The organism is Mycobacterium sp. NGS66, assembly GCF_059812225.1.
Map to the genome: position 1 here is coordinate 200,157 of NZ_JCALCG010000003.1, position 14,256 is coordinate 214,412.

The 14,256-nt window shown below is 66.6% G+C and carries 14 protein-coding genes; 5 read left to right on the top strand and 9 right to left on the bottom strand.

Annotation, left to right across the window (positions count from 1 at the left end; translation table 11 throughout):
* Nucleotides 1-3: 3 nt before the first annotated feature.
* The 4 genes from AC5Y2L_RS08790 to sdhC are packed head-to-tail and all read right to left on the bottom strand — an operon-like array spanning nt 4 to nt 3,371.
* Nucleotides 4-804, bottom strand: coding sequence for a succinate dehydrogenase iron-sulfur subunit (locus tag AC5Y2L_RS08790; protein WP_499933554.1), 801 nt, complete (start codon nt 802-804; stop codon nt 4-6).
* Complete coding sequence (gene sdhA / locus AC5Y2L_RS08795) at nt 804-2,558, bottom strand: succinate dehydrogenase flavoprotein subunit (protein WP_499933553.1); 1,755 nt, start codon at nt 2,556-2,558, stop codon at nt 804-806. Before sdhA ends, AC5Y2L_RS08790 begins: the two co-directional genes overlap by 1 nt.
* Before the next feature lie 10 nt (nt 2,559-2,568).
* The gene (locus tag AC5Y2L_RS08800; protein ID WP_499933551.1) at nt 2,569-3,036 is read right to left on the bottom strand and encodes a succinate dehydrogenase hydrophobic membrane anchor subunit; all 468 of its coding nucleotides are present in this window, start codon (nt 3,034-3,036) and stop codon (nt 2,569-2,571) included.
* Nucleotides 3,033-3,371, bottom strand: a complete 339-nt coding sequence (sdhC, locus tag AC5Y2L_RS08805; RefSeq protein WP_499933550.1) for a succinate dehydrogenase, cytochrome b556 subunit — start codon at nt 3,369-3,371, stop codon at nt 3,033-3,035. Before sdhC ends, AC5Y2L_RS08800 begins: the two co-directional genes overlap by 4 nt.
* A 233-nt stretch (nt 3,372-3,604) precedes the next feature.
* Between sdhC and AC5Y2L_RS08810 the strand changes: the two genes are divergently transcribed.
* The 3 genes from AC5Y2L_RS08810 to AC5Y2L_RS08820 are packed head-to-tail and all read left to right on the top strand — an operon-like array spanning nt 3,605 to nt 6,362.
* On the top strand, nt 3,605-4,003 hold the full coding sequence (locus AC5Y2L_RS08810; RefSeq protein ID WP_499933548.1) for a cytidine deaminase: 399 nt from the start codon (nt 3,605-3,607) through the stop codon (nt 4,001-4,003).
* The gene (locus AC5Y2L_RS08815; protein WP_499933547.1) at nt 4,000-5,280 is read left to right on the top strand and encodes a thymidine phosphorylase; all 1,281 of its coding nucleotides are present in this window, start codon (nt 4,000-4,002) and stop codon (nt 5,278-5,280) included. The genes AC5Y2L_RS08810 and AC5Y2L_RS08815 overlap by 4 nt, the downstream gene beginning before the upstream one ends.
* Nucleotides 5,277-6,362: an adenosine deaminase gene (locus AC5Y2L_RS08820; protein ID WP_499933545.1), complete on the top strand. Its 1,086-nt coding sequence runs from the start codon at nt 5,277-5,279 to the stop codon at nt 6,360-6,362. The genes AC5Y2L_RS08815 and AC5Y2L_RS08820 overlap by 4 nt, the downstream gene beginning before the upstream one ends.
* Here AC5Y2L_RS08820 and AC5Y2L_RS08825 read toward each other — a convergent pair whose 3' ends face one another.
* Entirely contained in the window at nt 6,363-7,553 is a 1,191-nt protein-coding gene (locus AC5Y2L_RS08825; protein ID WP_499933543.1) for a cytochrome P450, read from the bottom strand.
* A gap of 131 nt (nt 7,554-7,684) precedes the next feature.
* Between AC5Y2L_RS08825 and AC5Y2L_RS08830 the strand changes: the two genes are divergently transcribed.
* Nucleotides 7,685-8,707: an alpha/beta fold hydrolase gene (locus AC5Y2L_RS08830; RefSeq protein ID WP_499933542.1), complete on the top strand. Its 1,023-nt coding sequence runs from the start codon at nt 7,685-7,687 to the stop codon at nt 8,705-8,707.
* Here the strand turns inward: AC5Y2L_RS08830 and AC5Y2L_RS08835 are convergent.
* Together AC5Y2L_RS08835 and AC5Y2L_RS08840 are read right to left on the bottom strand one after the other, a co-directional pair.
* Nucleotides 8,704-10,236 carry an HNH endonuclease signature motif containing protein gene (locus AC5Y2L_RS08835; RefSeq protein WP_499933541.1) on the bottom strand — a complete coding sequence of 511 codons (1,533 nt, stop codon included), beginning with the start codon at nt 10,234-10,236 and terminating at the stop codon, nt 8,704-8,706. The genes AC5Y2L_RS08830 and AC5Y2L_RS08835 overlap by 4 nt on opposite strands.
* A 52-nt stretch (nt 10,237-10,288) precedes the next feature.
* Nucleotides 10,289-10,624 (bottom strand): DUF4190 domain-containing protein, encoded by a 336-nt coding sequence (locus AC5Y2L_RS08840; RefSeq protein ID WP_499933539.1) that lies wholly within the window; start codon nt 10,622-10,624, stop codon nt 10,289-10,291.
* A 114-nt stretch (nt 10,625-10,738) separates the two neighbouring features.
* Here AC5Y2L_RS08840 and AC5Y2L_RS08845 point away from each other — a divergent pair, with 114 nt between their 5' ends.
* The gene (locus AC5Y2L_RS08845) at nt 10,739-11,746 is read left to right on the top strand and encodes a VWA domain-containing protein (RefSeq protein WP_499933538.1); all 1,008 of its coding nucleotides are present in this window, start codon (nt 10,739-10,741) and stop codon (nt 11,744-11,746) included.
* On the opposite strand, the gene AC5Y2L_RS08850 is transcribed toward AC5Y2L_RS08845, so the two are convergent.
* Together AC5Y2L_RS08850 and satS are read right to left on the bottom strand one after the other, a co-directional pair.
* Nucleotides 11,747-12,730 (bottom strand): VWA domain-containing protein, encoded by a 984-nt coding sequence (locus AC5Y2L_RS08850; protein ID WP_499933537.1) that lies wholly within the window; start codon nt 12,728-12,730, stop codon nt 11,747-11,749.
* Between the two features lie 163 nt (nt 12,731-12,893).
* Nucleotides 12,894-14,210 (bottom strand): protein export chaperone SatS, encoded by a 1,317-nt coding sequence (satS, locus tag AC5Y2L_RS08855; protein ID WP_499933535.1) that lies wholly within the window; start codon nt 14,208-14,210, stop codon nt 12,894-12,896.
* Nucleotides 14,211-14,256 lie beyond the last annotated feature (46 nt).

Consider the following 14,256-nt stretch of genomic DNA (forward strand, 5'->3'; position numbering starts at 1 on the left):
GCCCTAGCGCGAGAACATCAGCGCGCGCTTGACCTCTTGGATCGCCTTGGTCACCTCGATGCCGCGTGGGCAGCCTTCGGTGCAGTTGAACGTGGTGCGGCAGCGCCATACCCCGTCGACCTCGTTGAGGATGTCGAGCCGTTCGCCGGCGCCCTCGTCGCGGCTGTCGAAGATGAACCGGTGCGCGTTGACGATCGCCGCCGGGCCGTAGTAAGTGCCCTCGCTCCAGAACACCGGGCAGCTGGTGGTGCAGCACGCGCACAGGATGCACTTGGTGGTGTCGTCGTAGCGGGCGCGGTCGGTCGGGCTTTGGATTCGCTCACGAGTCGGCGGGTTGCCGCTGGTGACCAGGTAGGGCTTGATCTTGCGATAGGCGTCGAAGAACGGCTCCATGTCGACCACCAGGTCCTTCTCCACCGGCAGCCCGCGGATCGGCTCGACCGTCACCGTGAGCTGTTTCCCCGGCTTCTTGGGCAACAGGTCGCGCATCAGTACCTTGCACGCCAGCCGGTTCACGCCGTTGATGCGCATGGCATCCGACCCGCACACGCCGTGCGCGCAGGAGCGCCGGAAGGTCAGGGTGCCGTCGAGGTAGCCCTTGATGTAGATCAGCAGGTTGAGCAGCCGGTCGCTGGGCAGGCAAGGCACCCGAAAGCTTTGCCAGCCACCGGTTTCCGCGAAAGCTTCGGGGTCGTCGGGGTTGAACCGGGCGATCTTGACCGTCACCATGACCGCGCCGTCGGGAACTGGCGGCAGCGGCGGCTCCAAAGTCTGGACCTCGGGCTCGACAGGCTCGGTGCTCACTAGTACTTCCGTTCCTTGGGCTCGTAGCGGGTCTGCACGACGGGTTTGAAGTCCAACGCAATGTCGCTCAGCAGATCGGTGCCCTGCTTGTACGCCATCGTGTGTCGCATGTAGTTGACGTCGTCGCGGTTCGGGTAGTCCTCGCGGGCGTGGCCGCCGCGGGACTCCTTGCGGTTCAAGGCGCCGACCACCGTCACCTCGGCCAGCTCCAGCAGAAAGCCCAGCTCGATGGCTTCCAGCAGATCGCTGTTGAAGCGCTTTCCCTTGTCGTGCACGGAGATTCGGGAGTACCGCTCCTTCAGGGCGTGGATGTCGGTGAGTGCCTGCTTCAGCGTCTCCTCGGTGCGGAACACCGCGGCGTTGTTGTCCATCGACTGCTGCAGGGCACCACGGATGTCGGCGACGCGTTCGTTGCCGTGCTCGGAGAGAATGTCGCTCACCCAGCCGACCACCATCGCCGCCGGCTCCGGCGGCATGTCGGTGAAGTCGTGGCCCCGTGCGTAGTTGGCCGCGGAAATTCCTGCGCGGCGGCCGAACACGTTGATGTCCAGCAGCGAGTTGGTGCCCAACCGGTTGGCGCCGTGCACCGAGACGCACGCGCACTCGCCGCCCGCGTACAGGCCCGGGACGGTAGAAGTGTTGTCCCGCAACACTTGTCCGGTGACGGTGGTCGGGATGCCACCCATCACGTAGTGGCACGTCGGGTAGACCGGTACCAGCTCGTGCACCGGGTCCACGCCCAGGTAGGTGCGGGCGAACTCGGTGATGTCGGGCAGCTTGGCCTCCAGCACGTCCTCCCCGAGGTGGCGGACGTCGATGTAGACGTAGTCCTTGTTCGGGCCCGCGCCGCGACCCTCCAGCACCTCGAGAACCATCGAGCGGGCGACGATGTCGCGGGGTGCCAGGTCGACGATGGTCGGGGCGTAGCGCTCCATGAAGCGCTCGCCGTCGGCGTTGAGCAACCGCCCACCCTCACCGCGCACCGCCTCGGAGATCAAGATGCCCAGCCCGGCCAGGCCGGTGGGGTGGAATTGATGAAACTCCATGTCCTCCAAGGGAAGTCCCTTGCGGAAGACGATGCCGATGCCGTCGCCGGTCAACGTGTGCGCGTTGGACGTGGTCTTGTACATCCGGCCCGAGCCGCCGGTGGCCAGCACCACGGCCTTGGCGTGGAAGACGTGGATCTCGCCGGTGGCCAGCTCATAGGCGACCACGCCGGTGGCCACCGGGCCGGTCGGGGTCTGGGTGAGCACCAGGTCGAGCGCGTAGAACTCGTTGAAGAACTGCACGTCGTGCTTGACGCAGTTCTGGTAGAGCGTCTGCAGGATCATGTGTCCGGTGCGGTCGGCGGCATAGCACGCCCGACGGACCGGGGCCTTGCCGTGGTCGCGGGTATGGCCGCCGAAGCGGCGCTGGTCGATGCGGCCTTCGGGGGTGCGGTTGAACGGCATCCCCATCTTCTCCAGGTCGAGCACCGCGTCGATGGCTTCCTTGCACATGATCTCCACGGCGTCCTGGTCGGCGAGGTAGTCGCCGCCCTTGACGGTGTCGAAGGTGTGCCACTCCCAGTTGTCGTCTTCGACGTTGGCCAGCGCGGCGCACATGCCGCCCTGGGCGGCGCCGGTGTGACTGCGGGTGGGATACAACTTGGTCAGCACCGCGGTTCGCACCCGCGGACCCGCTTCTACCGCGGCGCGCATCCCGGCACCGCCCGCGCCGACGATCACCACGTCGTATCGGTGTTGCTGGATCACGGCCGCCCCTTTAGGAGATGTTCGGGTCGAAGGTGACGATCACGTAGGTCCCCAGCACCAACGTGAAGCCCATCGACAGCAGCAGCAGGCTGTTGAGCCAGAACCGGGTGACGTCTTTGCGGCTGTAGTCGTCGATGATGGTGCGCAGGCCGTTGCCGCCGTGCAACTGCGCCAGCCACAGCAGCGCCAGATCCCAGAATTGCCAGAACGGCGAAGCCCAGCGCTGGGCCACGAAGCTGAAGTTCAGCCGGTAAACGCCGTCGTCCCACATCAGCATGATGAACAGGTGCCCGACGGCCAGGAACACCAGTGCGACGCCGGAAAATCGCATGAACAGCCAGGCGAACTTCTCGAAGTTGGGGATGCCGGCGCGACGCCGGGGCGAACGGGGATTGTCCAGGCTGGCGGGCCGGTCATAGCTGCGCTGCCGCACCGGCGCCAATTGGCCACGACCGAGCTGAAGGTCAGGACTGCTCATCGGAAGTGCTCCGTGATGTGAATGCCCACGACCACCCCAGCCGGGACCATGAGCAGCAGGAAGACGATGGCGATCACCCACAGCATCAGCCGCTGGTAGCGCGGGCCCTCGGACCAGAAGTCGATCAGGATGATCCGGATGCCGTTGAGCCCGTGGAACAGCACCGCGGCCACCAGGCCGTACTCCATCAGCCCGACGATCGGGGTTTTGTAGGTCGCCAGCACCGCGTTGTAGGTCTGCGGGCTCACCCGCAGCATCGCGGCGTCCAGGACGTGGACGAACAGGAAGAAGAAGATGGTCGCGCCGCTGATCCGGTGCAGCACCCACGACCACATACCGGGATCCCCCCGGTACAGCGTTCGCGGTGGCCGTCGCCTGCGCGTTGATGCCGGTGCATCTGCGGTTGTCGCCGTTATCCTCACCCCCTCTTGACAGCTCTGGCCGGGCAATCGAGCTTAACGTGGCCAGGTGGCCGGTGGTACCGATCTGTTTGATCCACTCGCGCGTGTTGTCTGCGGGTTAGGGTGGCTTACTTGGGACGGCCCATCCTTCGAGCGGGGTTTGCGTAATGCCTGACATTGATTGGAACATGTTGCGCGCCAGGGCGATTCAGACTGCGGCCACTGCCTATGCGCCGTATTCGCAATTTCGGGTGGGCGCGGCGGCGCTGGTTGACGACGGTCGCGTGGTCACCGGTTGCAATGTGGAGAATGTCTCATATGGCCTTGGTCTCTGCGCCGAATGCGGCGTGGTCTGCGCCCTGCACGCGTCCGGCGGCGGTCGTCTGGTCGCGCTGGTGTGCGTCGACGGGAACGGGGTTTTGCTGATGCCGTGCGGGCGGTGCCGGCAGGTGTTGCTGGAGCACGGCGGCCCCGGGCTGCTGATCGACCATCCGACCGGCCCGCGCGAACTCGGCGACATGTTGCCGGATGCCTTCGGCCCCGACGATCTAGCCCGAAAGCCTTGAGCGGCTTGGTATTCGACGCGCCCACGGTAATCAAAACCAAGCGCGACGGCGGCCGGCTGTCCGACGAGGCTATCGACTGGGTCATCGAGGCCTACACCGACGGTCGGGTCGCCGACGAGCAGATGTCGGCACTGTTGATGGCGATCGTCTGGCGCGGCATGGACCGCGGCGAGACCGCCCGGTGGACGGCGGCGATGCTGGCCTCCGGCGAGCGGCTGGACTTCCGCGGCCTGACGACCGTCGACAAGCACTCCACCGGCGGGGTCGGCGACAAGATCACCATTCCGCTGGTGCCCGTCGTCATGGCGTGTGGTGCTGCGGTTCCACAAGCCGCCGGCCGCGGACTCGGGCATACCGGCGGCACGCTGGACAAGCTGGAGGCCATCGCCGGGTTCACCGCGGACATCCCCATTACCCGGGTGCGTGCACAGCTGCGCGATGTCGGCGCGGCGATCTTCGCCGCCGGGGAGCTGGCGCCGGCCGACGCCAAGCTGTACGCGCTGCGCGACATCACCGCCACCGTGGAGTCGCTGCCGCTGATCGCCAGCTCGATCATGAGCAAGAAGCTGGCCGAGGGCGCCCGCGCCCTGGTGCTCGACGTGAAGGTCGGCGCCGGGGCGTTCATGGACTCCGAAACGCAGTCCCGGGAGCTGGCGCACACCATGGTCGAGCTGGGCGCCGCACACGGGGTTCCGACGCGGGCGCTGCTGACCGACATGAACACCCCGCTGGGCAGAACGGTGGGCAATGCGCTCGAGGTTGCCGAGGCGCTCGAGGTACTGGCCGGTGGGGGACCGCCCGACGTGGTGGAGCTGACGCTGCGGCTGGCGGCCGAGATGCTGGAGCTGGCCGGAATCGACGGCCGGGATCCCACGCAGGCGCTGCGCGACGGCAGCGCGATGGACCGATTTCGCCGGTTGATCGCCGCGCAAGGTGGCGATTTGGCACAACCGTTGCCAATTGGTAGGTATTCGGAAACCGTGACCGCCACTCGGGGCGGCACAATGGGCGACATCGACGCGATGGCGGTGGGGCTGGCGGCTTGGCGGCTCGGCGCGGGCAGGTCCCGGCCGGGCGATCGGGTGTCGGCCGGTGCCGGCGTCAGGATCCACCGCCGGCCCGGGGAGCCGGTCACCGCCGGGGAGCGGCTGTTCACCTTGTATGCCGACACCCCGGAGCGCTTCGCCGCCGCGCTGGCCGAGCTGGAGGGCGGCTTCCGGGTGGGCGACCAGTCGCCGGTTTCCCGGCCGCTGGTCATCGATCGGATCGCCCCATGACGTCGCCGCTGACCCTGGAGATGATTCGGCAGGCACCGAAAGCTTTGCTGCACGACCACCTCGACGGCGGCCTGCGCCCGGCGACGGTGGTGGACATCGCCGCGCAGATCGGCTACGACGGCTTGCCCGCCAACGACGTCGACGAGCTGGCGAAATGGTTTCGCACCCAGTCGCACAGCGGGTCGCTGGAGCGCTACCTGGAGCCGTTCTCGCACACCGTGGCGGTGATGCAGACACCGGATGCGCTGTACCGCGTCGCCTACGAATGCGTGGAAGACCTGGCGGCCGATTCGGTGGTGTACGCCGAGGTTCGGTTCGCCCCGGAGCTGCACATCAACCAGGGGCTGTCGTTCGACGAGGTCGTCGAGAGCGTCCTGGAAGGTTTTGCCGCCGGCGAGAAGGCCTGCAACAGCGCAGGCCGCGGAATCACGGTGCGCCTCTTGGTGACCGCGATGCGTCACGCGGCGATGTCACGGGAGATCGCCGAGCTGGCGATCCGGTTTCGCGACAAAGGAGTGGTGGGCTTCGACATCGCCGGGGCCGAGGCCGGCCATCCGCCGACCAGGCACCTGGACGCTTTCGAGTACATGCGAGATCACAACGCGCGCTTCACGATTCACGCCGGTGAAGCATTCGGGCTGCCGTCCATTCATGAGGCGATCGCCTTCTGTGGCGCGGACCGGTTGGGCCACGGCGTGCGCATCGTCGACGACATCGAAGTTGTCGAGGGCGGCGTGCGGCTGGGCCGGCTGGCATCGATATTGCGGGACAAGCGAATTCCGCTGGAGCTGTGCCCCAGCTCGAATGTCCAGACCGGGGCGGTCAAGAGCATCGCCGAGCATCCGTTCGATCTGCTGGCCCGGACGCGGTTCCGGGTGACCGTGAATACCGACAACCGGCTGATGAGCGATACCTCGATGAGCCTCGAGATGCTGCGTCTGGTCCAGGCTTTCGGCTACGGCTGGAGCGACCTGGAGCGCTTCACCATCAATGCGATGAAGTCGGCGTTCATTCCGTTCGACGAGCGGCTGGCCATCATCGACGAGGTGATCAAGCCGCGGTTCGCGGTGCTGATCGGCTAGTCAGCCCTGGAATGTGGCACGCAGCGAATCGAAGCCCTGCAGCGTGTTGTTGATCATCCGGACTGGTCGGTCGACGCTGATGTGCGCCACCTCGGGGATCATGGCGCGCAGCAACGCGTGCATCTCCAATTTGGACAGGTGCATGCCGACGCAGGCATGAGCGCCGAAACCCCAGCCCAGATGTGTTCCCTTGCGGTGCAACGAGAAGACCTCGGGTTGCTCGAACTGGGTTTCGTCCATGTTGGCCGACGCGAAAAGTAACACTGCGCGTTGGCCCTTGCGCAGCGTGGTGCCGTCGATCTGACTGTCCCGCTTCAACATTCGGGTGAATCCGCGCACCGGCGAAGCGAGCCGGACGGCCTCGATCGCCGCGGCCGGAACCAGGTCGGGGTTGTCTCGCAGTTCCTGCCATACGTCGGGGTTGGTGCCCAGGCTCCACAACAATTGCGCGGAGGCCAGAATCGTGGTGTCCAGGCTGGGGCCGATGAAGTCCATCACCATGGCCTTGGCTTCCTCGGGTGCTAGCGTCCCGTCCTGGCCGGCCGCCAGGATCGACTCCGCCCATCCGCCGGGTTTGACCCGTTCGGGGCACAGCGTTCGCGCGTACCGCACGAAACTCAATCCGGTCGGGAACCCGGCCAGCGTGCGCGGGTTGACGGGGCCCAACACTTCGAACCCGCCCCGGCCGTAGCGGAGCATCCGGTTGTGGTCCATGTGGACACCGACCAGATCCGCAACGACCCGAATCGGAAGATGCGCGGCGAACGCGGCGACTCCGTCGAAAGACGGTTGCTGACACAGCTTTTCGATGAGCTTAGCGGCCTCCGCGTTGAGCACCGGGTCAACTGTGCTCAACGCCTTGGCCGACAGGGATTGCCACAGCAGCCTGCGCCGTTTGACATGCTCGTCGCCGTCGCTGGCCAAGGTGACGCCCGCCATCAGCCTGTTGCTGATCGGATTCGCGGCGACCCCTTTACCACTGGAGTATGTGGTGTCGTCGCTAAGTGCTTGCCGGACATCGCGATAGCGGCCGATGGCCCACATCTTGTGCTTCGACAGCCAGACGGCGCCTCCGGCCTCGCGGATCCGGCGGTAGGTCTCTACCGGCCGTAGCAACGTGTCTCGGCTGTAGAGGTTGATCGGCAGCGTGGGGACTGCGTTGTCCGCAACGCGCCCGGACATCACACTCATGATCACAAATGCTGGCCTACTGTGCCGCGGAAGAGAAGCGTGCTGCGGCGTTTTTAGAATCCTTTGAGCATCCGATGACAACGTGATGCCACCCGGAGAGGCCGGGGGTCCACCGTCATCAGGAATCCGCAATGTTGCTTCAGTCCTTCGCCACCAGCGCTTCGGGGGCTCATGAGATCGAGGGACCGATCCATCTGTCGCACCACGTGCTCGAACTGCACGACGGACACCAGGTCGGCTTGACGGTAGGTGGCCGCGGAGTGCCGCTGGTGTTCCTGCATGGCCTGGCGCTCAACCACCGGGCATACCTGGACATGCTGCAGCACATAGCCGGCCTGGGCTTTATGGTGATCGCGATCGATACCGCGGGCCATGGCGACACCGACGTGTTGCGCACCCGCAAAGCACGGGTGGCCGACTTTGCCGACTTGACGCTTCGGGTAATCGATTTCCTCGGTGTCCAGCAGGCGGTGTTCGTTGGGCACTCTTTCGGCGGGCGCATGGCGATCGAGCTGGCTGCGAGCGCACCCGAGCGGGTGCTGGCCGCGGTGTTGTTCAACCCGGCTGCCGGCGCCTGGTTCGATCAGCTGCTGTCCGACATCGCCGGGCCCGCTCCGCGGAACGTTGCTGCGCTGCTGGCGTTGCTGCGGGGCGGCAGCCACGATCTGGGCGGCTTCGGCGTTGCCCGCGCCACCCATTGGGCGCGGTGCCTCTCTAGTGCGGTGACGGGCAATTTCCGGCACCCGATGGCGTTGGTTCGGGCGGTGCGGGCCCTGTTGCAGTCGACTGATTCGACGGCGCAGCTGCGCACCATGCGCGACCAAGGCATCCCGACCGTGGTGCTACACGGCGACAACGACTTCATCGTGCCCTTCGAGACCGCATACCACGTCGCCGAAGACTCCGGCGGCGCGCTGTACCCCTTGTATGGATCGGGCCATTCCTGGATGATCGCCGACCCCCGACAGGGCGGCGACGCACTGCGACACCTCATCGGTGCGGAGTTGGGCTACGCCCTACGTCAGGCCGCGGAGCCGCTGGGCATACCGGACTGGCGTGACACCGACGCCTGGGAGCGCGCGCTGATGCCGCCGAACGCCCGGATACGTCGCCTTGGGGGCGCTGTGGAATTCAGCCAGTTGGTGATCAGTTAGAAGGGCGGCGGCGCGTCCGGGTCGGGGTTGTAGCCGGGGGGTGGATTGGCGCGCAGGGCTTCGGCTTCGGCTTCAGCTTCGGCTTGCCGGGCGGCGTGGTTGTGGGCGCGTTCGGTGGCGATGCGGTAGGCGCGCTCCTTGGCGCGGGTGCGGCGGCGTTTGGGCATCATCGCCGAGCGGTCGGGGCACGGTGGCGGTGGTGGGGCGTCGGTTTCGGCGGCGGGCATCCCACCCACGGCACCGCCCAGGCTGGGGAACAGCAGCGCGCTACCCGGGGTGGTGACATGGGTCTGCCCGGCCGGTGAGGTCAGGATGAGGGTGCCGTCGGGCAGTTGTTTTTCCGTCCAGCCCCAAAAAGTTTTCACCAAATGGTGGGTGCGGCAATAACATTTGAGGTTTCCCGCGTGGGTGGGCCCACCTTCAGCGTGCGGAATGGTGTGGTCAATGTCGCAGCGCACGGCCGGCACATCACAACCGGGCCAGCGACACGTCAAATCCCGGCACCGCACAAAATCGGCCAACCCCGGCGAGGGCACATAGCCGGGTTCGGGTGGGGCGTCCCCGGGATGGATCAGCGGCACCATTTTGGCGGTGGCGGCCAATTCCTGGAGGAGTTCGGGGGTGATCAGCCCGTCGGCACCGACCTCCCACCCCGCGGTGGTGCCGCCGTCGGGGGCGGGTGGGGCGATCAGGTGGATGGTCACCGGGGAAGCCGGGCGACGCGCACCGGCGGCGCAGTCCGGGCGCCGGCAGCGACAGCCCAACCGATCCGACCCGGCCGCCAACGCCCCCAACGCATCAGCGCGGCGCTGGGCATGGCTGCGCGGATCATGGGCACACACCGTGGCCGCCAACGCCGAGAGCCGTTGGTCGAGGGCGTGGGCATCGGTGCTGTACAGGCTGCCGCCGATCTCGGCGATGCCGTCGTGGTCTCCCCCGATCCACACCTGCCGATCGGCCCGCTCGTCTTTGCGGCGGCGCACCGCATCGGCATCCACGGCGGCCACGATGGCATCCACCTTGCCCGACAACCGCGCATTCGTCATCGACGGCCACTTCGTGACGTTGGCGGCCACCAGCGCATCCACCCGGGCCAGCACGTCGGGGTCGGTGATCAAATCGGTGCGATACACAATGGTCTGAAACGCCCGAAAACCAATATCCCCGGCGATGAACACCTCGGCCACCTTCGGCAGTTGCTCACGCATCGCCCGCGCATAACGCAGCCGGCTGGCCGCCAAGCCCTGGCTGATCCGCAACCCCGCCCCCACCTCGGCGGCGACGGCCTCCATGGTGTCGATCGCCCAATCGTCGGTCTCCGAAGACTGCGCCAACCGGTAGGCGAACAACTCCCCGATCGCCACCAACTGCGCCGCAGCAGCCCGATTCTCCACCCGGGCGGCCGCCGCCACCCGCTCCAACCACGCCCGAGAGTCTCGGGTCGGGGTGCGCACCACCGCCGCCTGAAACATCTCATCGAAGCCGGCGATGATCTTCGCCTGCGGACGAACAAACGCTCCTTCGAACATGTGTTCGATAGTACACGAGTCCACCGACAAGGATGGGCCCGTCGACTCCCGCCTAAGAGCTGGACGGGTGGTGCAGCGCAACCGCTCCGAACACGACAAACTCGAGCACCAAGAGCACCAGACTCAGCACCATGAGCACGGTGCCGATGATGCCGCAGACATACCCCGCCATCACCTGGCCGTGCCCGCCGATGGTGCCGCCGGAGGCTCTGATGTCTCTGAGGGCGCGGTGACCCATCACCCACGCGAACGGCCCGCATAACGAGCAACACGTCAGGCTGAGAATGCCCAGCACCATGATGGTCGTCGCCTGGGGATGGTTGGGCGCGACGTAGCCGTAACCATATTGCGGTGGTGCGCCATAGGGCGGTTGCGGCGGATAGCTCATTGGCCCAGAGTATGCGGTCGGTGCCACCCGACGGACCGAATCTGCATATCTCGGACTGATGCCCGAGCCGCGCCCGAACTTGACGACTGGCGGCGGGCGCACCAAGTTGGTGAGGTGAAGTTGCCTCTGTTGGGCCCGATATCGCTTACCGGCTTCGAGCACGCGTGGTTCTTCTTGTTCCTTCTGCTCGTGCTGCTGTTGGTGGGCATCTATGTCGCGGTGCTATTGGCTCGCCGCCGGCGGGTTCTCCGGTTCGCGAATATGGACGTGCTGGACGCCGTGGCACCGGCTCGTCGCGGACGCTGGCGGCACGTGCCGACCATCCTGCTCGTCACCGCGCTGGTGTTATTGACGACGGCGATGGCCGGACCGACTTCCAATGTCCGGATTCCGCTCAACCGCGCGGTGGTGGTGCTGGTCATCGATGTTTCGGAATCCATGGCCTCCACCGATGTCGCCCCGAGCCGGCTGGCCGCCGCGAAGGTGGCTGGCAAACAGTTCGCCGATGAGCTGACGCCGGCGATCAACCTGGGCCTGGTGGCGTTCGCCGCCACCGCCACGCTGCTCGTTTCGCCCACCACTAACCGCGCTGCCGTCAAGACCGCGATCGACAATCTGCAGCCGGCCCCCAAAACCGCTACCGGGGAAGGCATTTTCACCGCGCTGCAGGCCATCGCTACGGTGGGCGCGGTAATGGGCGGCGGCGACGGTCCGCCGCCGGCGCGGATCGTGCTGGAGTCCGACGGCGCCGAAAACGTGCCATTGGACCCGAACGCCCCGCAGGGAGCCTTTACCGCGGCCCGTGCCGCCAAGTCCCAGGGAGTGCAGATTTCGACGATCTCGTTCGGTACGCCGTACGGAACGGTGGAATTCAACGGGACCACCATTCCGGTCCCCGTCGACGACCAAACGCTGAAGAAGATTTGCGAAATCACCGACGGTCAGGCGTTCCATGCCGACAGCCTGGAGTCGTTGAAGGACGTGTACGCGACGCTGCAGCAGCAGATCGGCTACGAAACCGTGCGCGGCGACGCCAGCAGCGCCTGGGTGCTGCTCGGCACGGTGACGCTGGCCACCGCTGTTCTCGCCGGGCTGTACCTGAACCGCAGGCTGCCAGCCTGATCAGACGGGCAACCGGCGGTTGATCAGCAACGCCAACCCCGCGGCGACGAACGCCACGACCACACCGAGGCGCAGCCAACCGGCGCTGCCTGGCCCGGCGACCGTGCGGTAGCCGATCTCCTGCTCGATGTTGTCGTAAACGCGATTGAGCTCGTTGAGGTTGGTGGCGGTATAGGACTGCCCTCCGGACAGCCGCGCAACGGTTCTCATCTGGTCTGCGTTGACCGGCACGTTCACGCGCTGATGGTCGAGCTCGACGGTGCCCGCCTTGGTGCCGAAGGTGATCGTCGAGATGGGCACCCCGTGATCCCTGGCCAGCCGCGCCGCGGTGTACACGCCGTCATGCGGGTCATTCGGGTTTTGCGGCTTGTTCGCGCCACCGTCGGAAAGCAGCACGATGCGGGCCGGCGGCGGCTTGTCGCCACCGGTCACCGCCGAGGCTTCGATCGCATGCAGCGCGGTGAAGATCGCCTCACCGGTGGCGGTCCCATCACCGAACTGCAGTTTCGGCAGCGCATCGATGGTCGCCTGGTGGTGCGGGGTCGGCGGGACCAGCAGGTACGGCGTCCGCGAGAAACCGACGAGGCCCAGGTTGATGCCCGGCGTCAGCTGCTCGGAGAATCTTTTCGCCGCCTCCTCCGCGGCCTTGAGCCGGCTGGGCTCGACGTCGTTTGCCCGCATCGAATTGGAGTTGTCGATCACCAGCATGACGACGGCGCGGTTGCGCGGTATCCGCATGTCGTGGGTGGGCGTAGCCAGCGCAATGGTCAGCAGAAAGAGGCAGAACAGTGCCAGAGCAATCGGCAGATGTCGCCACACCGATTGCGGCACATGCTCTTCGGTGTATCGGTGTAACCGCTTCCTGCGTTGCGCCTGGACCATGATGTAGGCGGCGAGCAGCGCCAGTGGGATCAACGCGAACAGCAGCATGCCTGGGCGCTGGAACTGGGACAGCGGCAGAGGCCCGATGCCGGGAAGCGTCACTGTGCTTCACCTCCCGCTCGGCCGCCCCTTTGGTATGCCGGCGGGCACTTGCCGCCAGTAAAGAGGAGTCTCGATTGTCCGTCAAACGCGCCTGGCCGGCCGCGCGGCGCTACTCGCGCCTTAGCCGTGACGCTCGCGCTGGATGTCGTCCCGGCTCGCGGCGCTACTCGCGCCTTAGCCGTGACTCCACGAATTGTTCTAGCTTCTCCCATTCCCGCACCGCCGCGGCATACGGAGCCGCGGGCTTGGCGACCGAGCCGGGCTCGAGCACGTGGGCCACCAGCTTGCCCAGCGGACGGCTGGTTTCCAGCGCCTTCTCGACCGTGCTCTCCTCGGAGTAGTCGCCGATGTCGCGGAGCAACTCCACCGCCAAGTTCAGCTGTTCGCGATCAACGGCGTCCGGCCCGTCGGCGAGGTCGTCGGCCAGCCCGCTCAGCACGTAGACGTTGTCGTCGGTGACGTCGACGGCCAGCGAACCGTCGGTCGCGGCGGTGCGAATGTCGTCGTAGGTGCTCAGATCCGACAAATCGTGGTCGTGCTCGTCGGCGAGGTAGCGGGCCAGGGCGCGCTCGGAGGTGAACACGCTGATCCGGCCGTTGCGGCCCAGGAATATCGGCTGCTCGTCCAAGTAGCAGCGCAGCGTGTAGAAGGTGCCGGCACCCGTCATGATCCGGATCGGATCGATCCCCACCTGCAACCAGAAATCCTCGTCGCTGCCCAGCACGACGGTATCGCCGGCCGCGCGGGCCTCGTCGACTTCTTCGGAGTCCTCGTCGGCGGCGTCGTCGGCGACGGCTTCGGCCTCGACGGTCTCGACGGTCTCGTCGGTCTCGACGGTGGCCTGCTCGTCGGCTTGCTCTTCGGGCTCCTCTGGCTCTTCGGGCTCCTCGGCCAGCTCGTCGGCGGCCCGCTCTGACGCCTTGGCGTCCACCTCGGGCGTGCTGACTATCCCGTCGATGGCGCTGAGCACATCGTCCCAGCTGCGGCCGATGATCTCGGCGATCGCATTCCAGCGCTTCTGGCCGGCCTTCCCGGTGAACTGGCCGACCCCGCCGGAGACCGTACCCAGGCTGGGATTGCCGTTGAAGAACTTCGACACCGCCGGCAGCTCACACACCGACCCGATGGACGACACGATCGCCAACGTCGCGGCCAACGAGTTCACCGACTCCTCGGTGGGCTTTTCGGCGACCAGCTCCTCCACGGCGACGAGGTCGAACTTGCGGTCTTCGGACGGTTCGAACTTGCGCGCGTGCGCGGCCGTCAGGTCTTTCCAGGCCGGGTGGTCGACAAGGTCGTTGTCGGAATCGGAGCGCACGAACGCGACCAGGTCCGCGACGGTCTCGAAGCCGTACAGGTCCTCGTCCTTGCCCAGAAACGCCTCCCACTCGTCGCCGGCATCGCGCCAGCGGGGTGCCCACACGGTGTAGCGGTCTCCGTCGGACAGGCTCAGGCGGATGGGCACGAGGGCAGCAACCATGCGGCACAGAATAGCGACGGCGTGGTTGGGCGCCGGTCCCGGTAGC